The organism is Neorhizobium alkalisoli (genome assembly GCF_002968635.1).
GTDB classification, from domain to species: domain Bacteria; phylum Pseudomonadota; class Alphaproteobacteria; order Rhizobiales; family Rhizobiaceae; genus Neorhizobium; species Neorhizobium alkalisoli.
Genome location: NZ_PVBN01000001.1, coordinates 803635 through 825199 on the forward strand (window position 1 = coordinate 803635; position 21565 = coordinate 825199).

Below are 21565 nucleotides of genomic sequence, written 5' to 3' on the forward strand. Positions count from 1 at the left end.
GGTACCCTTCGGGTAGCAGCTTCGCGGCCCGGGCGGAAGTGACAAATCGACGACGGCAGAGGGAAGAGGCGCCTGCCGAGAACCCAACGGAAGGAATGAGATATGGTGGCGCAGAAGGGCAAGGATCTGTTGCTCAAGATGGACAGCGGCGGCACGTTTGTCACGGTCGCGGGATTGCGTTCGAAACGGCTGGCCTTCAATGCGGAGGCGGTCGATATCACCGATGCGGAAAGTGCCGGACGCTGGCGCGAGCTTCTCGGCGGTGCCGGCGTGCAGCGTGCATCGCTGACGGGCGCTGGCATATTCAAGGATCAGGCGAGCGACGGGCTGGTGCGCGGCGCCTTTTTCGCCGGAAGCATTCTTGCCTGGCAGATACTGATTCCGGCTTTCGGGATCGTCGCCGGGCCCTTCCAGGTGACGGCACTTGAATATTCCGGCGAATACAACGGCGAGATCCGGTTCGAGCTGGCACTGGAATCTGCCGGTGCGCTGACCTTCGAGGCGCTCTGATGGGTGGCGCAAGGGCAAACCGCCGACGCGGCGAGGTGGAGGCCGTCATCGACGGGGAGCGCCGTATCCTCTGCCTGACGCTCGGAGCGCTCGCCGAACTCGAAACCGCGTTTGCGGCGGGCGATCTCAACGGACTGGCGGAACGGTTTTCCTCCGGCCGGATGAAAGCCGCCGACATGATCCGGCTGATCGGCGCCGGCCTTCGCGGCGGCGGCAACCTGTTTTCGGACGACGAGGTGGCCGCGATGAGCGTGGACCACGGCGTTGCCGGCTACGCACGGATCGTGGGCGACCTGCTGACGGCAACCTTCGGGGGAGCGGAGCCCGAACCCGCCGAAAACCCTTGATGGCCGCAGCAGGCAAAGGCGCTGCGGGCACGCCGTTTCCCTGGGATGCGGTGATGCATGCCGGCCTTTGCCTGCTGCGGCTTCCGCCGAAGGATTTCTGGGCGTTGACGCCAAGGGAGTTTTTCGCTGTCGCCGGCGGGTTGAAACCGTCGGATGCGTCGATGGAGCGAGCAGGGCTGAAGGCGCTGATGACGGCGTTTCCCGATGATGGGGCTACTGATGGAAGACGATGAGATAAATTTTTCCGCCACGCTTTCCGAAGCGGAGGCCTTGGCCGGTGTGATGGCCGATCTGGAAAGCCGGTCGCAGCGGTTCGGTTCCGCGCTCGCCGGTGCGCTTCGATCCGCGACCGCCGGCGGCAAGGGGCTCGAGGATGTGCTGCGCGGACTGGGCAACCGGCTTGCCGATATCACGCTCGCCGCCGGACTGAAGCCGCTGGAGAACATGATCGGAAAAGCCGTGGGCGGGTTGATGGGCTCAGTGACGCCGTTTGCCGACGGCGGTGTTGTGCGCAGCCCGAGCTTCTTCCCGATGGGCGGCAATATGGGCCTGATGGGTGAAGCGGGTGCGGAAGCGATCCTGCCCCTGAAGCGGGGACCGGACGGCGCATTGGGCGTGGCGGCGGCAGGAGGAGGCGCGATGCCCCAGATCGTCTTCAACGTGACGGCGACCGATGCGGCGAGCTTCCGGAAAAGCGAAGGGCAGATATCGGCCATGCTGGCGCGCAGCGTCGCACGCGGCAGGCGCGGTCTTTGAGGTCTACGCAAGACGCTGAGGCATTTGCGCGCTGGTAAAACAATTTGCGGCAAGCAGTAATTTTTTGCGTACTGCCTCGGGCCGAATAGCGGCAGGGCGCGGCCAGGAATAGTGGACGCCCTTTTTCAAATACCTTGAAGCAAGGATTTAGGCGTGTCCGGAACAGCTTTGTCCGGAAACGCCATAGGCCTGTCGACCAGCGGCGAGCCCGCCGTCGATCCGATGGGAAAGGCGAGAGCGGCCAAACGAGTCCCGTTTTACCATCCTGTCTGCAGTTCACCGATATCGCCGGCAATTAAACAACTGGCTCCTGAAATGGACGGAGCCAAGCACTTCAGCATGTAATGAAAGGAGAAATCAATGGTCACCAGTATAGTTACGACATCTGGGAATACGACATGCATGGATTTCAGTACGAATCAATGGCACGGCTATGTTGGCGGAAGCACGCCTTATGGCTTGTGGGTGGATGGTCCCCTGCATCCGTGGCGCGATGCAAACGGGACACCGACGTTCATCACCGCTCATTCCGAAGGGTACCGTTATAATGTTGTCTATGACTGGCATAACGGGTCGACTTGGACCAATTGGAATGCAGGCGTTCACTGGAATTCCCCCCGAGACACCTATGAAGGGCACTATGCCAACCGTCACTGGATCATGTCCCCCTTCGCCCGCGGCTCCCTGGTAGTTGGTCTGACGCATCACGAATTCTATCAGTCTTCTGCGACGATCGGCGGGGTCGCGGGCTTCAATTCACACGCCCATGGGTTCAATACACGCTGGGTCAACGCAATCGGCTATGTGCGTTCGACCAATGATGGCCAGGCCTGGACAATTCCACAGCCCGGGGATTACGGCCAAAATCACCATAATGTTCGCTGCGTCTTGATCCCGGAGCCGTGGTCCAATCAGTCGATCGACACGGCCTATGGGTTCATGCATCCTTCGAACATCGTGAAGGAAGGCAATTACTATTACGCCTTCATTGAGGTTCGCAACCTGCCAGGCAATACCACGCTGCTCGACAGCGGCTTTGCAATGATCCGTACGTCGAATCTCGACGCTTCGGTCGGCTGGCAATTCTATAACACCTCGAACCAGTGGGAGACGGTCAACCACCAATACTACCAGGGAAACCTTGCGCCTCAGCAGCCGAAACTCTTCTTCAAGGCGACGGGCTGGAATTCCTACACCACGTCTGACCGGAACGGGCGCATGGCGCAGACCATCCGATATCACGTTCCCACGCAGAAATGGGTTCTGTTCGGTTATACCGGCCTGCAGGCGAATGGTCTCTGCTACTGCGTGTCGAATACCTTGGCTAATCCGCAATTCGAGGTGAACGGGCGCCGCATGGTCAGCCTGGCCGGCGGTGGCGCGATGAATGAGTATCACAGCAATCATTTCATAGGGGTATTCGATCCAAATTCTCAGGATCAGAACTACCAGACAATCCTGGGCAACAGCGCTGTCGTCATCACGGCTGACGAAGGCGTGCGGTACAAAATAGGCACGATCCGGATCACCTGATTCCTTCCATGAGCATACCATCAGGCATTGATGGGCTTTGTTGACCTTAGAGACGAGTCCGTTGATCGAGACATCCGCGGGGCAGGGCGATACCTGCCCTGCAACGAGACACTTCGGAAGTTCGATGGAGGTTTGGGTCATGACTGACGTTATCGCGTCGAGATTCTGGACGGAACGGCCGTCAGACGAACGGTGGAGGTGACGGGGCCGGTTTTCATCTATGCGGTTGCGGACGAGGTCGCCGATTTTGGCGCGCCCCGGGCGAGCCTTGACGTGCGCATCCGGCAGATGGGCCGGGCGGTACCGCTCGGTATTCCAGCGGACATCACGATTACTTTTTAGATCGAGAAAGGAGACGAGAATATGGATCAGATGAAGGCCTGGTATGAGTCGAAGACGGTCTGGGGTGCGCTGATCGCCGTGAGTTCATCACTTCTGCAGATCAAGGGGATCGAGCTCGGTGCGGATATGCAGGCCGATCTTGCGGATATTGCCGTGACGCTGGCGGGTGCAGCCGGCGGGCTTCTTGCAATCTATGGGCGGCTCACGGCTGCAGCCGGAATCAGGGGAAAATAGCCGCCTGAAGGCTAGCATTACGGACCATTCATTTGCCATTCAGCAGCCTTTGGCTACATAATTCATCACATGCTTTGGACATGAATCCTGTTTGTCTGTGAGTGGAAACTGTAATCATGGCGCGACTGCCGATCATCGCAATACTGGCCGCCGGCATCGCCGGTTTTTCCGGTCTTCAGCCGGAAAAAGCCGCTGCGCGTGATTATCTTCTGCTCGTTGCGAGCGATTGCGGATCGGCTGCATCCCGCGTTGTGCGGGAAACCGGCGGCCAGCTTCTCTCCGCCCAGCCCTCTTCGGACGGCCAGACCTGTATCGTGACCGTGCTCGTCCAGGGCAACGGCAGCGAAAGGCCGCGCAAGGTGACGGTAAGGGTTCCGATGTAAGGCAGATCCGGCAGGCTTATTCTCTGCTATATCTGCCGGCACATTATTCGAGGGGCGGTGCATGCGCATTCTGGTGGTCGAAGACGACGTTAATCTCAACCGGCAGCTGTCCGACGCATTGAAGGAGGCCGGTTATGTCGTCGATCAGGCTTTCGATGGCGAAGAAGGCCATTACCTGGGTGAAACCGAACCCTACGACGCGGTGATCCTGGATATCGGATTGCCCGTCATGGACGGGATCACCGTCGTCGAGAAATGGCGAGCCGAAGGCAAGGGCATGCCGGTGCTGATGCTGACCGCCCGCGACCGATGGAGCGACAAGGTGGCGGGTATCGACGCCGGCGCCGACGACTATGTTGCAAAGCCCTTCCATACGGAGGAAGTGCTGGCGCGCGTGAGGGCCTTGATCCGGCGTGCGGCCGGGCATTCCTCTTCCGAAATCGTCTGTGGCCCGGTCAGGCTCGATACCAAGGCTTCAAAGGCGAGCGTCGATGGGGTGGCGCTGAAATTGACGTCACACGAATTCCGGCTGCTCTCCTACCTGATGCACCATATGGGCCAGGTCGTTTCCCGCACCGAGCTTGTGGAACACATGTATGACCAGGATTTCGACCGCGATTCAAATACCATCGAAGTTTTCGTGGGCCGGCTTCGCAAAAAGCTCGGCGTCGATCTCATCGAAACGGTCCGGGGCCTCGGCTACAGGATGCAAGCGCCGACAGATGCGCATTAGGATCCTTCCTACCGGCCCGAGATCGCTGACAGCACGCGTGCTGCTGCTGGCGACCCTGTGGTCGGCTCTGGCGCTGGTGGTCATCTCGATCGTCATCTCGCAGCTCTATCGCCAATCGGCGGAGCGCGCCTTCACGGACCTTCTGAGGGCGCAACTCTATAACGTCATCAATTCGATCACGATCGGCGACGACAACCAGCTTTCCGGCAGCCCGCAACTCGGCGACCTGCGCTTCTCGCAGCCGGAGACGGGCTGGTACTGGATCATCGAACCGCTCGGCACCTTTGCCGCGAGACCTCTGTCCTCCTCGTCTCTGGGCACCTCCAACATCAGCGTGCCTTCGATCCTGGCGGTACCGTTCAACAATCGTTACGAGCGCTTCTATCCGGCAACCGATGCTTTCGGAAACCATGTGCTGGTCTCCGAGACCGAGGTGGTGCTCGACGGCGAAGGCCGCGCCGCCCGCTTCCGGGTGGCAGGCAATCTCGGCGTGGTGGAAGACGATATCCGCGCCTTTTCCCGCAGCCTCTATATCGCGCTTGCCGTCTTCGGTGTCGGAAGCCTTGTGGTCAACGGCCTTGCCATTCTCTACGGGCTCCAGCCGCTGGTCGGTGCGCGCCGCGCGCTCGAAAAGGTGCGGCGAGGGGAGGCGGAGCGGCTGGATGGCGAATTTCCGCGCGAGGTCATGCCGCTCGCCAACGAAATCAACGCGCTGATCGAAAGCAATCGCCGCATTGTCGAGCGGGCGCGCATGCAGGTGGGCAATCTCGCGCACTCGCTGAAGACGCCGATCGCCGTCCTGCTGAATGAATCCCGGATGCTCGAGAAGGTGCAGTCGGACCTGGTTCGTTCACAGGCCGAGGCGATGCAGGCGCAGGTACAGTCCTATCTGAACCGGGCGCGCATCGCTGCGCAGCGTGAATCGCTGCTTGCCCGTGCGGATGTCGAGCCGGTGCTGGAGCGGCTGGTGCGGGTGATGCGCCGGTTGAATCCGGAAAAAGAATTCCACCTGTCCGTCTCCCCCCCCGGCATGGCGCTTGCGATGGAGCAGCAGGATGTCGAGGAGACGATCGGCAACCTGCTCGAAAACGCAGCGCGTTTCTGCAAGGCGGGCGTCTGGATCACCGCGACGACCGCTGCCGCTCCGCCGGGCAAGGAAGCGGAGGTACCGCGACGCTATTGGCTGGAAATGGCCGTCGAGGATGATGGACCGGGGCTCGAACCCGAGCAGATCCGCGAAGCCGTAAAGCGCGGCAGACGGCTCGACGAAAGCAAGCCGGGAGCCGGGCTTGGCCTTTCCATCGTGCAGGAGATCGCCGGCGAATATCAGGGACGATTCGAGTTGACGCGAGGCCCGCGTGGCGGCCTCAGAGCCCAGCTGCTTCTGCCAGGCGTGACAAAGGACGCGGGCTAAAAAGACAATGACCCTTGATGAGGGTCGCGAGTGTGACGGATGCGCAACATCCGGGCAATCAGTGCGCCGCAATATGGACGGATAGATCGCCTGCTATATCTTCATGGAGGGGGACGTGACTATCTCCTCTGCTAAAATGGGGGAATTGAACGATCGTCGGATCTGCGAGTTTTCCCAGCAATGCCATAATGATGCCATGCCGGGACGGGAGCACTCCCGGATCGATTCCTTAATGACGATGACCTAAAAGCCGGTTCTGAACGATGCGATCCCAAGGCCTCCGAAACATCCTGATCCTGGCTGTCGTGACCGGCCTGCTGGCCGGCTGCACTACGTCGTCCGGCGCCGACAAGGGAGAGGCACGCGGGCTTCTATCGCCGCGTCCTTCCGCCTCGGTTTCCTATATCTCGGCGTTGCAGGGCGGGATCGTCGGCCGCGCCGGCGCCAATCTTTCCTCAAGCGACCGCTCCCGCGCCCTGGAGGCGGAATATCGCGCGCTTGAAGCTGCTGCAGGGGGGCAGACGATTCCCTGGAAGGGCGACGATGCAAGCGGCCAGGTGATCGCCAATGCCCCCTATCAGGTGGGAAGGCAGAATTGCCGGCAATATCGCCATACGCTGACAGTCGGCGGGCGCGAGACGACGGCACGAGGTGCGGCCTGCCGCAACTCGGACGGAACCTGGACGCCGCTGACCTGATCGCCATCTTTGACTTATGTCATGGCCGCGGGCGACTTCCGGTGCCATATCGGCGTTATAACTTGCGGCGAAACGCCTCAAATTTGCGTCAACACCGGCTCCGCAGTTGGAATGCGCCCGTGGTTGCAGTAATGGGCCATTATGTTCTTGTGGATCATCCTAGCGCTTCTGACAGCGGCGGTCGCAGCCGTGCTGATCATGCCCTTCGCCCGCCGAGGCACGGCGGCACCTGTCAATCACGCCGGTGAGGTCGAAGTCTATCGCGACCAGCTCAAGGAACTGGAGCGCGATCGCGCCCAGGGGCTGATCGATGCGCAGCAGGCCGAATATGCCCGCGCCGAGATTGGGCGCCGGCTGCTTGCGGCAGCGGGCCAGGACGGCTCGGACGGTTCTGACGCGCCGAAGCAGAGGTCCTATACGCTGGTCACCGCTATCGTGACGGTTGTTCCCCCGATTGTCGGGCTCTGTCTTTACTTGGCCCTGGGCAATCCGGGTCTGCCGGACCAGCCTCTCGAAGCGCGGCTTGCCAATCCGGGAAACAATATCGCCCTGCTGGTCGCCAAGGCGGAGCGGCACCTGGCGCAGAACCCGAACGACGGTGCCGGCTGGGATCTGCTTGCGCCGATCTATTTCCGCACGATGCGGCTTGGCGACGCGGAAATGGCCTATCGCAACGCAATCCGTCTCCTCGGCGCCAGCCCGGAGCGGTTGGCGGGCCTTGGCGAAACGCTTGTTGCCGCCAATGACGGTATCGTGACCGAGGATGCGCGTTCCGTCTTCGAGGATGCGGTGAAGCTCGACCCCAGAAATCCGCGCTCCCGGTTTTATGTCGGGCTCGGTTTCGAACAGGCCGGCCGCGCGGCCGAGGCACGGGCGGTCTTCGAGGCGATCGCCAAGGAGTCTCCCGCCGAAGCGCCGTGGATGCAGCTCGTCAATCAGCACATCGCAAAGAACGGCGGCACTGCCGCGCCAAGCCCGGAAGCAACCGGCGGCGGGGCGCCGGCGCTCGGCAACCCGACGCAGGAAGACATGGCGGCAGCCGAAACGATGGCGCCGGGTGACCGGCAGGCGATGATCCGCGGCATGGTCGACAGCCTTGCCGCCCGCCTGAAAGAGGATCCGAACAATCTCGAAGGATGGGTGAGGCTGGTACGCTCCTATTCGGTGCTGGGCGAAAAGGAAAAGGCCGAGGAAGCCCTGAAGAGCGGGCTCAAGCAATTCCCGTCGTCGGGCGAACTGGTGGCGCTGGCAAACGAGATGGGGCTTGCCGTCGAAGGATCGGCGCCCAAGGGAGTGACGCAATGACGCGCAAACAGAAACGGCTGGCAGTGATCGCGGGCGGGATGAGCTTCATCATCGTCGCCGTGCTGCTCGTCATGTTCGCCTTCAGCCAGTCGGTCGCCTATTTCTTCATGCCGGCCGACTTGGCAAAGACGGAGGTCAAGCCCGGCACGCGGATCAGGTTGGGCGGTCTGGTGGCGGAAGGATCCGTAAAGCGCGGCCAGGGTTCTACTGTAAGCTTCACCGTCACCGACGGCACCGGTAACGTGCCGGTTAGCTATACCGGAATTCTGCCCGACCTCTTCCGCGAGGGGCAGGGCGTTGTGACCGAAGGGACATTCGATGCGGCGACCCGTAATTTCGTCGCCGACAGCGTGCTCGCCAAGCACGACGAAAACTACATGCCGAAAGAGGTTGCCGACCGTCTGAAGGCGGATGGAGTTTGGAACGAGGGCAAGGGGGCTGCGAGCCAATGATCGTCGAAATCGGTCACTACGCATTGGTTCTGGCGCTTGCCACCGCGCTGATCCTCTCGATCCTGCCGGTGATCGGCGCGCGGCGTGGCGACATGGCGATGATGGCGCTGGCGACGACCGGCACGCTGACGATCTTTTTGCTCGTCGCCTTTTCCTTCGGTGCCCTGACCTGGGCCTATGCCGTCTCGGATTTCTCCGTCAGGAACGTCTGGGAAAATTCCCATTCGCTGATGCCGCTGATCTACAAATATTCCGGCGTCTGGGGCAATCACGAAGGCTCCATGATGTTGTGGCTGCTGATCCTGGTCTTCTTCAGCGCTCTTGTCGCAGTCTTCGGCCGGAACCTGCCGGATAGCCTGAAGGCGAACGTGCTGGCCGTGCAGGCCTGGATTACCGTCGCATTCCTGCTCTTCATCCTGCTTACCTCCAACCCCTTCCTCCGGCTCGATCCGGCGCCGGCAGAGGGACAGGATCTCAATCCGGTGCTGCAGGATTTCGGGCTCGCGGTTCATCCGCCGCTGCTTTACCTCGGTTATGTCGGCTTCTCCGTCTGTTTCTCCTTTGCCGTCGCCGCCCTGATCGAAGGGCGTATCGATGCCGCCTGGGCGCGCTGGGTGCGGCCCTGGACGCTCGGGGCCTGGACCTTCCTCACCGCCGGCATCGCCATGGGTTCCTATTGGGCCTACTACGAACTCGGCTGGGGCGGCTGGTGGTTCTGGGATCCGGTCGAAAACGCCTCCTTCATGCCCTGGCTCGCAGGCACCGCGCTTCTCCATTCCGCGCTGGTGATGGAAAAGCGCGAAGCCCTGAAGATCTGGACCGTGCTGCTCGCGATCATGACCTTCTCGCTGTCGATGCTCGGCACCTTCCTGGTCCGCTCCGGCGTGTTGACCTCGGTGCATGCGTTCGCGACAGATCCGACGCGCGGCATCTTCATCCTCTGCATCCTCGCGATCTTCATCGGCGGGGCCTTCATTCTCTTCGCCTGGCGGGCGCCGATGCTGAAGGCGGGCGGGCTTTTCGCGCCGATCTCGCGCGAGGGAGCGCTGGTTCTGAACAACCTGATCCTGACGGTCGCGACCGCAACGGTTCTGATCGGGACGCTCTATCCGCTGATCCTCGAAACCTTGACCGGCGAAAAGATTTCCGTCGGCGCGCCTTTCTTCAACATGACCTTCGGCCTGTTGATGCTGCCGCTTCTGATCGCGGTACCCTTCGGGCCGTTGCTCGCCTGGAAACGCGGCGATCTGCTGGGCGCCCTGCAGCGGCTTTACCTTTTCGCAGCACTCGCGCTCCTGGCGGGTCTTGCTTTCTACTACGTCCAGAACGGCGGACCGGTGATGGCGATCTTCGGCCTTGCGCTCGGATTCTGGGGCATGTTCGGCGCCATCGCCGACCTCTGGTACCGCGGCAATTTTTCCAAGGTCGGTCTTGCAGTCGGGTTTCGCCGGCTGGCGGGCCTGCCGCGATCGGTATTCGGGACGGCGATCGCCCATTTCGGCCTCGGCGTGACGGTGCTCGGCATATTCTCCGCCACCCTGTTCGGTACGGAGACGGTGGTCGAGATGAAGCCGCGCGCCACGGTCGATGCGGGCGGCTATTCGCTGACGTTCGACGGCATGCGTGAGGCAGTCGGGCCGAATTTCACGGAAGAACGCGGGCACTTCACCGTCAGCCGCGGCGGCGTGGCGATCGCCGACGTCTGGTCGTCGAAGCGGCTTTATACCGCCCGGCGGATGCCGACAACGGAAGCGGGCATCCTCACCTTCGGCCTGAGCCAGCTTTATGTTTCTCTCGGTGATCCGATGGAAGGCGGCGGCATCGTCGTGCGCATCTGGTGGAAGCCGTTCATCCTCTGCATCTGGGGCGGCGCGCTGATCATGATGGCGGGAGGCTTCGTATCGCTCTCCGACCGGCGCCTGCGGGTTGGCGCGCCGAGCCGCAAGGCCAAGCCGGTGAAGGCGACGCTGGAGGCGGCGGAGTGATGCGCAGGCTGCTGATTGCGCTCTTTCTGGTTCTCAGCGTGTTGCCCGCTCTTGCGGTAAACCCGGATGAAGTTCTCTCCGATCCGGCGCTCGAGCAGCGGGCGAGAAACCTTTCGGGGCAGCTGCGTTGCATGGTCTGCCAGAACCAGTCGATCGACGATTCCAGCGCGGAGCTGGCGCGCGACCTGCGCGTGCTGGTGCGCGAGCGGCTGGCAAACGGCGACAGCGACAGCCAGGTGATCGACTACGTGGTTTCCCGGTATGGCGAATTCGTGCTTTTGAAGCCGCGATTGAGCGCAAAGACGGTGGTTCTCTGGGCAGCACCCATCCTGCTGCTGGTTGTCGGCGCCATTGCGATCTTTGTTTTCGTGCGCACGCGCCCGAACCAGCGGACGGTGGCGGCGCTGACGCCGGAAGAACAGGCTCGCATCGAAGAGCTTCTCAAGAAATAGCGCGACCCGTCAGCCGAACATTACCAATATTTCATTCCCCCGCCACGTGCAGTTAACTTCCAGGCGCCTATATCTCTCGTCATCCACCGCACGCCGGACCTCCGGCCAACAACATGACTGATGAGAAGAAGGTAGCAACAGATGCGCAATATTGAACGTCCCTCTTTGAAGACCGTCCTGCAGACCACGACGGTTGCAGGTCTTGCGGCGGTCATGCTTGCGAGCGGCATCCCGGCTCAGATCATCCAATCCTATGCTGCTCCGGTGACCGTTACCGCCCCTCAGGCTCCGAGCTTCGCCGACGTCGTTTCGGCCGTTTCCCCCGCCGTCGTTTCCGTCCGTGTCCAGTCCGATGCCAAGGTCGCATCCAGCGACGACAGCAACTTCAGCTTCAATTTCGGCGGACCTGGTTTCGATCAGCTTCCGGACGATCATCCGCTGAAGCGCTTTTTCCGCGAATTCGGCGGTCAGATGCCGGGCGGCCCCGGTGACCGCAACCAGGATCGCGCCGAGCGCGGCGGTCCGCGTGAGCGCGACCGCGGTGACAATCGCCCGCACCGCCTGCGTCCGACCGCACAGGGATCCGGCTTCTTTATCTCCGAAGACGGCTATCTGGTGACCAACAACCACGTCGTTTCCGACGGCTCCGCCTACACTGTCGTGATGAACGACGGTACCGAGCTGGAAGCCAAGCTCGTCGGCAAGGACAGCCGCACCGATCTCGCCGTGCTGAAGGTCGATGCTTCGAGCCGCAAGTTCACCTATGTCAGCTTCGCCGATGATTCGAAGGTCCGCGTGGGGGACTGGGTCGTTGCCGTCGGTAATCCGTTCGGCCTCGGCGGCACCGTGACCTCCGGCATCGTTTCGGCTCGCGGCCGCGATATCGGCTCCGGCCCCTATGACGATTACATCCAGGTCGATGCGGCCGTGAACCGCGGCAATTCCGGCGGCCCGACCTTCAACCTCTCCGGAGAAGTCGTCGGCATCAATACCGCGATCTTCTCGCCGTCGGGCGGCAACGTCGGCATCGCCTTCGCCATCCCGGCCTCGGTTGCCAAGGAAGTGGTCAACGACCTGATCAAGGACGGCAAGGTGGAGCGCGGCTGGCTCGGCGTGCAGATCCAGCCGGTCAACCAGGACATCGCCGATTCCCTCGGCCTCAAGGAAGCCTCGGGTGCGCTCGTCGTTGCTCCGCAGGAAGGTTCGCCTGGCCAGAAGGCCGGCATCAAGGAAGGTGACGTCATCACCGCCGTGAACGGCCAGCCGATCAAGGATGCCCGCGACCTCGCCAAGCGCGTCGCCGCTTTCGGTCCGAATTCCAAGGTCGATGTCGACCTGTGGCGTGACGGCAAGAAGCAGACCCTTCCGGTCACCCTCGGCAACCTCCAGAGCGACGAAGCTGCTGCCGCAACACCGAAGGAGCCGGACGCCCCGGCGCCGTCCAGCGATAAGGCGCTGGCCGACCTCGGCATCACCGTCGCTCCCGCCGAAGATGGCTCCGGCCTCTCCGTGACCGATGTCGATCCGGACTCGGAAGCTGCAGCCCGCGGCCTCAAGACCGGTGAGAAGATCGTATCGGTCAACAACCGCAAGGTCGAAAACGCAGCCGATATCGGCAAGGTGATCGAGCAGGCCCGCAAGGACGGTCGTACCCGCGCGCTGTTCCAGGTCGAATCCGGCGGCAACAGCCGCTTCGTCGCCCTGCCAATCAACGAAGGCTGATCAGTTCGCCGTACCTAAGCAAGGGGCGCCGCCGGCAACGGCCGGCGCCCTTTCCGTTAAAAGGGATCAGAGATGGAAACGGGCAATCGTTATTCCGGCGAAGGTGCCGAATCCCATGGTGCAAAAACGGACGTGGACGCTATTGTGCCGCACATGAAGATTCTGGTGATCGAAGACGATCTTGAGGCAGCCGCATACATGACCAAGGCTTTTCGCGAAGCCGGGATCGTGGTCGATCACGCCAGCGATGGCGAAAGCGGCCTCTTCATGGGCACCGAAAACTCCTACGACGTGATGGTCATCGACCGGATGCTGCCGCGCCGGGACGGGCTGTCGGTGATCAGCGAACTCCGCAAGCGCGGCATCAATACCCCGGTGCTGATTCTCTCAGCGCTGGGTCAGGTGGACGATCGCGTGACCGGTCTCCGCGCCGGCGGCGATGATTACCTGCCGAAGCCCTACGCCTTCTCCGAGCTGCTCGCCCGGGTCGAAGTGCTCGGCCGTCGCAAGGGGACGCCGGAACAGGACATGGTCTACCGCGTCGGCGACCTCGAACTCGACCGGCTGTCCCACGAAGTAAGACGGGCGGGCAAGGAAATCCTGCTGCAGCCGCGTGAATTCCGCCTCCTCGAATATTTGATGAAGAATGCCGGCCAGGTGGTGACGCGTACCATGCTGCTCGAAAACGTCTGGGACTATCACTTCGATCCGCAAACGAATGTGATCGACGTGCATGTCTCTCGGCTGCGATCGAAGATCGAAAAGGATTTCGACAAGCCGCTTCTGAAGACCATCCGCGGCGCCGGCTACATGATCAAGGACGAGGGGTAGCTTCTTTTGTTCGCTCGCGCCCGTCTGATGTTCCGCTCGACGGCCGTGCGGCTGTCTGCGCTCTATATCCTGCTCTTCGCACTGTGTGCCGCCTTTCTTGTCTTTTACGTGACGGCGATGTCCGAGCGCCTGCTGGCGCAGCAGACGCGCCAGACACTGCAGGAGGAAGTGCAGGACGTCCAGCGCACCTATGAACGCGGCGGCATCAGCCTTCTTTTGCGCCTGATCGAGCGCCGTACCCGCCAGCCCGGCGCCAATCTTTACGTCATCGCGGGCCCGAACGGCGAGATGCTGGCCGGCAATGTCGCCTCCGTGCAGCCGGGCGTCCTCGAGGAGCAGGGCTGGACCGTAATTCCCTTCAGCTACGAACCCTATGCGGAAGTGAGTCGGCCAGGGCGGCATATGGCGGTCGGCAACGTCCTGCGTCTCGACAACGGCCTGAGAGTAATGGTTGGGCGCGACCTCGGTGACCCCGGCCGGTTCCGCGGCATCGTGCGACGGGCCTTGATGGTGGCTCTGACCATCATGGGGATCGGCGCGCTGGTCATCTGGTTCGGCATCGGCCGCAATGCGCTGAAACGCATCGACCGGATGTCGGCGGCAAGCCAGAAGATCATGGCCGGCGACCTTTCACAGCGGTTGCCCGTCGGCAAGTCCGGCGACGAGTTCGACCGCCTGTCGGATTCACTGAATGCCATGCTCGGGCGCATCGAAAAGCTGAACGAGGGACTGCGCCAGGTTTCGGACAATATCGCCCACGACCTGAAGACTCCTCTGACCAGATTGCGCAACAAGGCGGCAGATGCGTTGGCGGAAGGACGCGACGATGTACGGCGGACGGCTCTGGAAGGCATCATCGCCGAATCCGACCAGCTCATCCGGACATTCAACGCGCTGCTGATGATTTCTAGGGTCGAAGCGGGTTCGATCGCCGCGGAGATGTCGGAGGTCGATCTTTCGGCGATTTCCGGCGACAGCGCCGAACTCTATGAGCCGGTGGCGGAAGAAACCGGGCTTTCGCTGACGACCGAACTGCAGCCGGACCTGGTGGTTCAGGGCAACCGCGAACTGATAGGCCAGGCGATCTTCAACCTGCTCGACAATGCAGTCAAATATGCCGCCGAAAGCAGGGGCGATAAGAAAATCTGCGTCAGGCTTTCGAGGAGAGATGGTTCGTTCCGCCTCTCCGTCTGCGACCACGGACCGGGCATTCCGCAAGACAAGCGCCAGGAGGTGACGAAACGCTTCGTGCGTCTCGACGAAAGCCGCTCGAAGCCGGGTACTGGTCTTGGCCTGTCTCTGGTCGAAGCGGTGATGGAACTGCATGGCGGCTCGCTCGAGCTTTCGGCGACCGACGAAAACAACAAGGAGGCGCCCGGCCTCACCGCGACCATGGTCTTTCCCGCGCCGAAGCCCTAATTGGGAACGGCAAGGCGAGATTCGAGGAGAGTATCGTGGCGGAAAAGCAGAACCGGCTCGATTCGGTCAAGGCGGAGGTCATTCGACCGCTGAACCAGGCGGAAGCAAAATCGGTCGCCACCGGCCTGAAGGACATCGGCAAGGCCGAGCCGGTTCTTGCGGAATGGCTGAAGGCAGATAGCGCTCTAAAGGAGTTCATCATCGCGGCTTTTACGCTGTCGCCCTATCTGCGCGACACGGCCGCCGTTTCCCCATCGTTTCTTGTCACGGCTGTCACCGAGCCGCTTGAGCCGGCATTGCAACGGCTGGTCGAGACAGCGCGGTATGCCTGGCGGCCCAGGGATGGCAAGACGCCCGCCGAAAACGAGGTGATGACCGCCCTGCGAGACGCGAAGCAAGGCCTGAGCTTTTTGGTCGCCCTTGCCGATCTCGCACGCATCTTTTCCGCCGGCGACACGACCCGCTGGCTGAGTGCAATGGCCGACGCCTGTGTGGCGGCCGCGATCGACCACTTGTTGCTCGCCGGTCATGAGAACGGCAAGCTCAAGGTTCTGGACCCGGAAAATCCCAGCAAGGATTCCGGTCTGATCGTGCTTGGCATGGGCAAGCTCGGCGGCCGCGAGCTCAACTATTCCTCCGATATCGACATCGTCGTCTTTTTTGATCCGGAAGCGGGCATCCTTACGGACCCCCTCGAAGCTTCGGAAACCTACGGCCGGATGATGCGACGTCTGATCCGTATCCTGCAGGAACGGACGGCAGATGGTTATGTGTTTCGAACCGACCTGCGCCTGCGTCCCGATCCCGGATCGACGCCGCTTGCCGTCTCTCTCGACGCAGCCCTTATCTACTACGAGGGCAGGGGACAGAACTGGGAACGGGCGGCCTTTATCAAGGCTCGGGCGATTGCCGGAGACCTTGCCGCAGGCGAAAACTTCATGCGGCTGCTGACGCCTTTCGTGTTCCGCAAATATCTCGATTACGCGGCAATTGCCGACATTCACTCGATCAAACGGCAGATCCACGTCCACAAGGGGCACGGCGCGATCACCGTCAAAGGCCATGACGTTAAGCTCGGCCGGGGCGGTATCCGCGAGATCGAATTCTTTGCCCAGACCCAGCAATTGATCGCCGGCGGGCGGATGCCACCGCTCCGCGCGCGGGAAACCGAGGCGGCGCTCAAGGCACTGGCCGATGCCAAGTGGATTGCTCCGGAAATCGCGGATGAGCTGACCGACTGCTACTGGTTCCTGCGGGATGTCGAGCACCGCATCCAGATGGTGCACGACGAGCAGACCCATGATCTTCCCGGGACGGATGCGGAGCTGAAGCGGATAGCCTTCATGCTGGGTTTTGCCGATGCCGCGAGTTTTTCGGCGAGGCTGGAAGAGGTTCTGCGGACAGTCGAGAAGCGTTACGCGCGGCTTTTCGAACAGGAGGCGAAGCTTTCCGGCGGTGACGGCAACCTCGTTTTCACCGGTCAGCGGGACGATCCCGGCACGTTGGAGACGCTTGCCGCGCTGGGCTTCGAGCGCCCGGCGGACATTTCCCACGTCATCCGCACCTGGCACTATGGCCGCTATCGCGCGACGCAATCGGTCGAAGCGCGCGAACGGCTGACGGAACTCATGCCGGCGCTGCTCAAGGCCTTTGGCGAAAGCAAGCGGGCAGACGAAGCGCTGCTGCGCTTCGACCATTTCCTGAAGGGGCTGCCGGCCGGCATCCAGCTCTTCTCGCTGATCGGCAACAATCCGCCGCTGCTTGCGCTCATCGTCACGATCATGTCGTCGGCGCCACGGCTTGCCGATATCATCGCCTCCAAGCCGCATGTCTTCGACGGCATGCTTGACCCCGGCATGATGACGGAATTGCCGACGCGCCACTATCTTTCCCAGCGATTGACGACCTTTATCAGCGGTGCCCGGCACTACGAGGAGCGGCTCGATCGCCTGCGCATCTTTGCGGCCGAACAGCGCTTTCTGATCGGCATCCGGCTCCTGACCGGCGCGATTTCGGGCGTCCAGGCGGCACGCGGCTTTACCCATCTCGCCGATCTCCTGATCGAAGCGGCTCTGAATGCGGTGGTGGAGGAGATCGAAGCCTCGCACGGCACCTTTCCGGGCGGCCGGGTGGCCGTCATGGGCATGGGCAAGCTCGGCAGCTTCGAGCTGACGGCCGGATCCGACGTCGACCTCATCCTGCTCTACGACTACGACAGCGAGGCGATGGAAAGCGAGGGCCCGAAGCCGCTCGATTCCACCCGCTATTTCACCCGCCTGACCCAGCGCCTGATCGCCGCACTGTCCGCGCCCATGTCTGAAGGCGTGATATTCGAGGTCGACCTGCGGCTGAGGCCTTCCGGCAACAAGGGACCGGTGGCCACCCGCATCAACGCCTTCGGCAAATATCAGCGAGAGGAGGCCTGGACCTGGGAACATATGGCGCTGACGCGGGCACGGCTCGTCTGCGGCGAGGCCAGTCTCGTCGACGAGGCGAGGCAGGTTATCCGCGATGTGCTGGCCGCGGAACGGGATGTCGCAAAGGTTGCCGCGGACGTAGCAGAGATGCGCGCGCTCATCGAAAAGGAAAAGCCGCCGCGTGACATCTGGGATTTCAAGCTCATCCCCGGCGGGCTGATCGATATCGAATTCATCGCGCAATATCTCAGGCTGATCGCGCCGGCAAAAGGCCTCGCAACCGATACCTATGGCCTTGATACCGGCGAGACCTTGAAGGCGGCCGGCGAGACGCTGATGAAACCCGGCGGCCTTGAAGCCTGTGTGGAGACCCTCAGGCTGTTCACGGAACTCTCCCAGATCATCCGGCTTTGTGTCGACGGCCCCTTTGATCCCAGCGATGCCCCGACCGGCCTTGTGGAGCGAATCTGCCGCGCCGGCGACTGTCCAGATATCAGGACGCTCGAGGGTGAGATCAAGCGACTATCGACAGCTGTGCGTGCGATATTCGAAGTGGTTGTGGGACAGAAATAATAATTCCCTCATAAATTGTTATATCTTTTAAGTTTTATAGAAATATGTTTAATTCTCCCCATGGTTGTTATCCCGTGGAGGGGGCGATGGGGAATGCAGGTGAGGGTGGAATCGCAGCCGCTGAAGGATGGTGGGAAAGAAACTTCAAGAATCACCTCGCGGCGCTGGTCTTTATATTATCCTTTTTCGGTTTGTTGCTGACCGCCTCTTGGTCGTTTGGCTCGGAAACCGGGCCTGGGCGAGAGGTCTTCAACGTGCTTGCGCCGCTTTTCGGCACCTGGGTGGGGACCATTCTGACATTCTATTTTACCCGGGAGAATTTCAAGGAAGCCAATGCAGCGGTCAATCGGATCGTCGAGAGATTGACGCCGGAGCAACGCCTGGCTGAGACGCCGGTGCGCCAGGTAATGAAACCTCGAGGCTCCATCAAGGCCCGCCAACTGAAAGAGGGCGAGGACGAAAACGCGATCCCGATCGGCGATCTGACAGCGCTCGTCGGCGAAGGTTATTCACGTGTGCTGATCTTCACGCCACGTGACACGATCAAATACGTGATCCACGAAAGCACCCTCAATCGGTTCATCGCCGACCGGTCCAAATTGGTGGAAGCGGGGCAGGCGCCTGCCGGCAACCTGTCTGCAGCAACCCTCGCGGAATTGCTCAGCCATCAGGCGGGCGATCAGACCATCGGCGAGATCGCCAAGCGCTTCGTCTTCGTCAAGGAAGATGCCACACTTGCCGATGCACGCGCCGCGATGCTGTCCGTGAAGGGGTGCGAGGATGTCTTCGTGACCAAGGCCGGAAAATCCGACGAACCCGTTCTGGGCTGGCTGACCAATTCCGATATCACTCGCGATCTTTGACCTGCCGTAGGGCAGACGCGAAAGCGCCAGGCTTGATCCTACCGACCTGGCCGCTCGGGCTATAGGATCTGCCTCAGGCCGACCGTCTCATGACCACCGGAAACTGCAGGTCGGGAATGTGCAGCGATACGACTGTACCTTCGCCGACCCTGGAACGGATCCGCATGGTGCCGCCATGCAGCGTGATCAGCGAGCGGGAGATTGCGAGGCCGAGGCCGGAACCGCCCTTGCTCTTTGCGTACTGGCTCTGAACCTGCTCGAACGGCTGGCCGATCTTGTTAAGCGATTCCTTCGGTATGCCGATGCCGGTGTCGGCGATGGTGAGCAACACGCCTTTCTCCAGCCTGCGCGCCCGCAACTCGATCTTGCCGCCTTCATTGGTGAACTTCACCGCATTGGACAGGATGTTCAGCATCACCTGTTTCAGCGCGCGGCGATCGCCACCCATGTTCAGGTTGTCGCACAGGCGCCGCTGGATGGTGATCGCTTTGTCCTGTGCCGCGACCGATGTCAGGCGCAGGCTTTCCTCGATGAGCGGCTTGAGGTCCACGGCCTCGCACTGAATGCGCATGTGGCCGGCCTCGATCTTCGACATGTCGAGGATGTCGCTGATGACGTTCAGGAGATGTTTGCCGCTGTCGTGAATGTCCTTGGAATATTCCAGATATTTGGGCGAACCGAGCGGGCCGAACATACCGTTCATCAGGATTTCCGAGAAGCCGAGGATGGCATTCAAAGGTGTCCGCAGCTCGTGCGACATGTTGGCCAGGAACTCGGATTTCGCTTTGTTGGCGGCCTCCGCGCGTTCCTTTTCCGCCTGATAGTTGGCATTGGCGGTGGAAAGTTCGGCCTTCTGGCGCTCCAGCTTCTTCTGCGACGAGGAAAGATCGCCGATCGTCGCCATCAGCCGGCGCTCACTGTCGCGCAGCCGCTCCTGGTGGCGTTTCAGCAGCGAAATATCGGTGCCAACAGAGACAAGGCCGCCGTCGCGGGTGCGCCGTTCGTTGATCTGCAGCCAGCGTTCGTCGGCAAGCTGCACCTCGGTGGTGCGGGAGAGACCGCTGCCGTCCGGATCGGCGACGCGCCGCTCGATGACAGGGCGCGCCGCCGCCGCGTTGACGGCGGTGCGTTCGGTGCCGGGGACCAACACGCTGTCCGGCAGCCCGTAAGCCTGTTGGAAATGGGTGTTGCACATCACCAGCCGGTCGTTCTTGTCCCACAGCACGAAGGCTTCCGAAGTGCATTCGATCGCATCGGCCAGACGCTGGTCCGCTTCCGCATAGCGCTGGGCAAGGCGGTGCTGCTCGGTGACGTCCATGGCGATGCCGATGACATGGGTGCGACCGGCGGCAGTCTTCACCACCTGGGCGCGGGCACGCATCCAGACATAGTGGCCGGCGGCATGGCGCATGCGGAATACCTGATCCACCTGCTTGGCGTTGCTGCGGCTGATCGCACGGGCCAGGGCGTAGATATTGCCGTCGCTCGGATGCATCATCCTCGCCGCGTCGGCGAAGGAGATGACGTTGCCGGCAGGCGGCAGACCCAGCATCTCGTACATCGAGCCCGACCAGAACAGGCGCCGGTTGGTGACGTCGAAGTCCCACAGTCCGCAGCGTCCGCGCGACAATGCCGTCTCGATGCGCAGGTTGGATTCCACGAAGGTATCGTCCGCCTCGCGCGCCCGCTTCACCTGCATGTAGTAGGCGTAGAGGATGACGAGCAGGATCGCGGAAATGCCGGTGAAGAGCGTGACGTTGAGCGAGACTTCGTGGCGCCAGAAGCGGTTGATGCTTTCAAGCGAATGGGCTGCCACGATCAAGGCGCCTTCACCGCCGACCGGCTGGATCGCCGCATAGTGGGGGATAGCGCCGAAATAGGTCTCGATGACCCCATCGTCGTCGCCGAGGCGACGGAGGGCTGCGGTTTCCGGCAGGACGGATGTGAGGCGCCGCCCGATATAGGCCGCCACCTGTCCGGATCCGCCAAAGATATATCCGGCATTGTCGACCAGAAGGATGAAGGCATCGGCCTGAAGCTGAGGCGGCGGCAGGACGGCGGTCACGCGCGTTTCCGCCACCGTGCGGTTGCTAACGGAAAACTCGAAGGGCTCGGATGACAAAGCCGCCTTCGCGGCTATAGCCATCAGTGCGGTCGATTGCTGCGCCGCATCTTCCATTCGCCCGTGCTCGGCAATGATGCCCAGAATGCGAGACGCCGCAACGACGGTGAGGAAGGCGATGATGAGGAGGGGAATCGAACGCTTCAAGACCAGCTCCACCCGCGGCAGCTGCCGCGAAATGGGTTGAACAGAAAGCCGCGCCTCGTCTGGAACGACGTGCTTCAAGCCCGAAAAGCTCGGAAATTTGAAACGCAGCCGTCCTTCGGCCGCGGTTGCCCGCTGCACGTCCGCCATCGTTCTCATGTAGTCCCTCGTGGTGATTCGACGCGCCGCTCGCCCGAATCTGACTTAATGAATCATTAGTGATTCTTCGTGTCCAGAGGGTTGATAAGATTTTTTTAACAGTTTGATTTCAACGCGATTCGCAAGAGTCTGCGAGCAATGCATCACCGGCGTGGGAGGGGCCGCCGCGGG

Annotated in this window: 21 protein-coding genes; 20 read left to right on the forward strand and 1 reads right to left on the reverse strand. The window is 61.7% G+C overall.

What is annotated here, in order from left to right:
• Nucleotides 1-102: 102 nt before the first annotated feature.
• From C5L13_RS04050 to C5L13_RS04140, 20 genes are all read left to right on the forward strand, one after another.
• Nucleotides 103-510, forward strand: coding sequence for a phage major tail protein, TP901-1 family (locus C5L13_RS04050; protein WP_105381922.1), 408 nt, complete (start codon nt 103-105; stop codon nt 508-510).
• Nucleotides 510-857, forward strand: coding sequence for a gene transfer agent family protein (locus tag C5L13_RS04055; protein ID WP_105381923.1), 348 nt, complete (start codon nt 510-512; stop codon nt 855-857). Before C5L13_RS04050 ends, C5L13_RS04055 begins: the two co-directional genes overlap by 1 nt.
• On the forward strand, nt 857-1090 hold the full coding sequence (locus C5L13_RS04060; RefSeq protein WP_105381924.1) for a rcc01693 family protein: 234 nt from the start codon (nt 857-859) through the stop codon (nt 1088-1090). The genes C5L13_RS04055 and C5L13_RS04060 overlap by 1 nt, the downstream gene beginning before the upstream one ends.
• A complete protein-coding gene (locus C5L13_RS04065; RefSeq protein WP_105381925.1) occupies nt 1077-1613 on the forward strand; it encodes a phage tail tape measure protein in 537 nt (178 codons plus the stop codon). Before C5L13_RS04060 ends, C5L13_RS04065 begins: the two co-directional genes overlap by 14 nt.
• A 402-nt stretch (nt 1614-2015) precedes the next feature.
• Nucleotides 2016-3146 (forward strand): hypothetical protein, encoded by a 1131-nt coding sequence (locus C5L13_RS04070; protein ID WP_105381926.1) that lies wholly within the window; start codon nt 2016-2018, stop codon nt 3144-3146.
• 198 nt (nt 3147-3344) lie between these two features.
• The gene (locus tag C5L13_RS28630) at nt 3345-3488 is read left to right on the forward strand and encodes a hypothetical protein (RefSeq protein WP_158693381.1); all 144 of its coding nucleotides are present in this window, start codon (nt 3345-3347) and stop codon (nt 3486-3488) included.
• Nucleotides 3489-3509: 21 nt separating this feature from the next.
• Nucleotides 3510-3722, forward strand: coding sequence for a hypothetical protein (locus tag C5L13_RS04075; protein ID WP_105381927.1), 213 nt, complete (start codon nt 3510-3512; stop codon nt 3720-3722).
• 116 nt (nt 3723-3838) lie between these two features.
• Entirely contained in the window at nt 3839-4105 is a 267-nt protein-coding gene (locus C5L13_RS04080; protein WP_105381928.1) for a hypothetical protein, read from the forward strand.
• A 61-nt stretch (nt 4106-4166) separates the two neighbouring features.
• A complete protein-coding gene (locus C5L13_RS04085) occupies nt 4167-4838 on the forward strand; it encodes a response regulator transcription factor (RefSeq protein WP_105371841.1) in 672 nt (223 codons plus the stop codon).
• Nucleotides 4828-6252, forward strand: coding sequence for an ATP-binding protein (locus C5L13_RS04090; RefSeq protein WP_105381929.1), 1425 nt, complete (start codon nt 4828-4830; stop codon nt 6250-6252). Before C5L13_RS04085 ends, C5L13_RS04090 begins: the two co-directional genes overlap by 11 nt.
• Nucleotides 6253-6515: 263 nt before the next feature.
• On the forward strand, nt 6516-6950 hold the full coding sequence (locus C5L13_RS04095; RefSeq protein ID WP_105381930.1) for a hypothetical protein: 435 nt from the start codon (nt 6516-6518) through the stop codon (nt 6948-6950).
• A 141-nt stretch (nt 6951-7091) separates the two neighbouring features.
• On the forward strand, nt 7092-8255 hold the full coding sequence (ccmI, locus tag C5L13_RS04100; protein WP_105381931.1) for a c-type cytochrome biogenesis protein CcmI: 1164 nt from the start codon (nt 7092-7094) through the stop codon (nt 8253-8255).
• The gene (ccmE, locus tag C5L13_RS04105) at nt 8252-8707 is read left to right on the forward strand and encodes a cytochrome c maturation protein CcmE (RefSeq protein ID WP_105381932.1); all 456 of its coding nucleotides are present in this window, start codon (nt 8252-8254) and stop codon (nt 8705-8707) included. The genes ccmI and ccmE overlap by 4 nt, the downstream gene beginning before the upstream one ends.
• Nucleotides 8704-10692, forward strand: coding sequence for a heme lyase CcmF/NrfE family subunit (locus C5L13_RS04110; RefSeq protein WP_105381933.1), 1989 nt, complete (start codon nt 8704-8706; stop codon nt 10690-10692). The genes ccmE and C5L13_RS04110 overlap by 4 nt, the downstream gene beginning before the upstream one ends.
• Nucleotides 10689-11144, forward strand: a complete 456-nt coding sequence (locus tag C5L13_RS04115; RefSeq protein ID WP_105381934.1) for a cytochrome c-type biogenesis protein — start codon at nt 10689-10691, stop codon at nt 11142-11144. Before C5L13_RS04110 ends, C5L13_RS04115 begins: the two co-directional genes overlap by 4 nt.
• Before the next feature lie 141 nt (nt 11145-11285).
• The gene (locus tag C5L13_RS04120) at nt 11286-12866 is read left to right on the forward strand and encodes a Do family serine endopeptidase (protein ID WP_105381935.1); all 1581 of its coding nucleotides are present in this window, start codon (nt 11286-11288) and stop codon (nt 12864-12866) included.
• 72 nt (nt 12867-12938) lie between these two features.
• Complete coding sequence (locus tag C5L13_RS04125; RefSeq protein ID WP_280952594.1) at nt 12939-13697, forward strand: response regulator transcription factor; 759 nt, start codon at nt 12939-12941, stop codon at nt 13695-13697.
• A gap of 27 nt (nt 13698-13724) precedes the next feature.
• Nucleotides 13725-15116, forward strand: coding sequence for a sensor histidine kinase (locus C5L13_RS04130; protein ID WP_105381936.1), 1392 nt, complete (start codon nt 13725-13727; stop codon nt 15114-15116).
• 32 nt (nt 15117-15148) lie between these two features.
• Complete coding sequence (locus C5L13_RS04135; RefSeq protein ID WP_407070402.1) at nt 15149-18106, forward strand: bifunctional [glutamine synthetase] adenylyltransferase/[glutamine synthetase]-adenylyl-L-tyrosine phosphorylase; 2958 nt, start codon at nt 15149-15151, stop codon at nt 18104-18106.
• A gap of 86 nt (nt 18107-18192) precedes the next feature.
• Entirely contained in the window at nt 18193-18969 is a 777-nt protein-coding gene (locus C5L13_RS04140; protein WP_105381938.1) for a CBS domain-containing protein, read from the forward strand.
• A gap of 73 nt (nt 18970-19042) precedes the next feature.
• Here the strand turns inward: C5L13_RS04140 and C5L13_RS04145 are convergent, their stop codons facing one another.
• Nucleotides 19043-21385 carry a PAS domain-containing sensor histidine kinase gene (locus C5L13_RS04145; protein WP_105381939.1) on the reverse strand — a complete coding sequence of 781 codons (2343 nt, stop codon included), beginning with the start codon at nt 21383-21385 and terminating at the stop codon, nt 19043-19045.
• Between the last annotated feature and the right edge of the window lie 180 nt (nt 21386-21565).

Bases quoted from the DNA above. Each gene is read 5' to 3' on its own strand.
- C5L13_RS04140 (WP_105381938.1), top strand. From the start codon at position 18,193: ATGGGGAATGCAGGTGAGGGTGGAATCGCAGCCGCTGAAGGATGGTGG.
- ccmI (WP_105381931.1), top strand. From the start codon at position 7,092: ATGTTCTTGTGGATCATCCTAGCGCTTCTGACAGCGGCGGTCGCAGCC.
- C5L13_RS04050 (WP_105381922.1), top strand. From the start codon at position 103: ATGGTGGCGCAGAAGGGCAAGGATCTGTTGCTCAAGATGGACAGCGGC.
- C5L13_RS04055 (WP_105381923.1), top strand. From the start codon at position 510: ATGGGTGGCGCAAGGGCAAACCGCCGACGCGGCGAGGTGGAGGCCGTC.
- C5L13_RS04130 (WP_105381936.1), top strand. From the start codon at position 13,725: ATGTTCCGCTCGACGGCCGTGCGGCTGTCTGCGCTCTATATCCTGCTC.
- C5L13_RS04145 (WP_105381939.1), bottom strand. From the start codon at position 21,385: ATGGCGGACGTGCAGCGGGCAACCGCGGCCGAAGGACGGCTGCGTTTC.
- C5L13_RS04070 (WP_105381926.1), top strand. From the start codon at position 2,016: ATGGATTTCAGTACGAATCAATGGCACGGCTATGTTGGCGGAAGCACG.
- C5L13_RS04060 (WP_105381924.1), top strand. From the start codon at position 857: ATGGCCGCAGCAGGCAAAGGCGCTGCGGGCACGCCGTTTCCCTGGGAT.
- C5L13_RS04080 (WP_105381928.1), top strand. From the start codon at position 3,839: ATGGCGCGACTGCCGATCATCGCAATACTGGCCGCCGGCATCGCCGGT.
- C5L13_RS04075 (WP_105381927.1), top strand. From the start codon at position 3,510: ATGGATCAGATGAAGGCCTGGTATGAGTCGAAGACGGTCTGGGGTGCG.
- C5L13_RS04120 (WP_105381935.1), top strand. From the start codon at position 11,286: ATGCGCAATATTGAACGTCCCTCTTTGAAGACCGTCCTGCAGACCACG.
- C5L13_RS04090 (WP_105381929.1), top strand. From the start codon at position 4,828: ATGCGCATTAGGATCCTTCCTACCGGCCCGAGATCGCTGACAGCACGC.
- C5L13_RS04110 (WP_105381933.1), top strand. From the start codon at position 8,704: ATGATCGTCGAAATCGGTCACTACGCATTGGTTCTGGCGCTTGCCACC.
- C5L13_RS04095 (WP_105381930.1), top strand. From the start codon at position 6,516: ATGCGATCCCAAGGCCTCCGAAACATCCTGATCCTGGCTGTCGTGACC.
- C5L13_RS04065 (WP_105381925.1), top strand. From the start codon at position 1,077: ATGGAAGACGATGAGATAAATTTTTCCGCCACGCTTTCCGAAGCGGAG.
- C5L13_RS04085 (WP_105371841.1), top strand. From the start codon at position 4,167: ATGCGCATTCTGGTGGTCGAAGACGACGTTAATCTCAACCGGCAGCTG.
- ccmE (WP_105381932.1), top strand. From the start codon at position 8,252: ATGACGCGCAAACAGAAACGGCTGGCAGTGATCGCGGGCGGGATGAGC.
- C5L13_RS04125 (WP_280952594.1), top strand. From the start codon at position 12,939: ATGGAAACGGGCAATCGTTATTCCGGCGAAGGTGCCGAATCCCATGGT.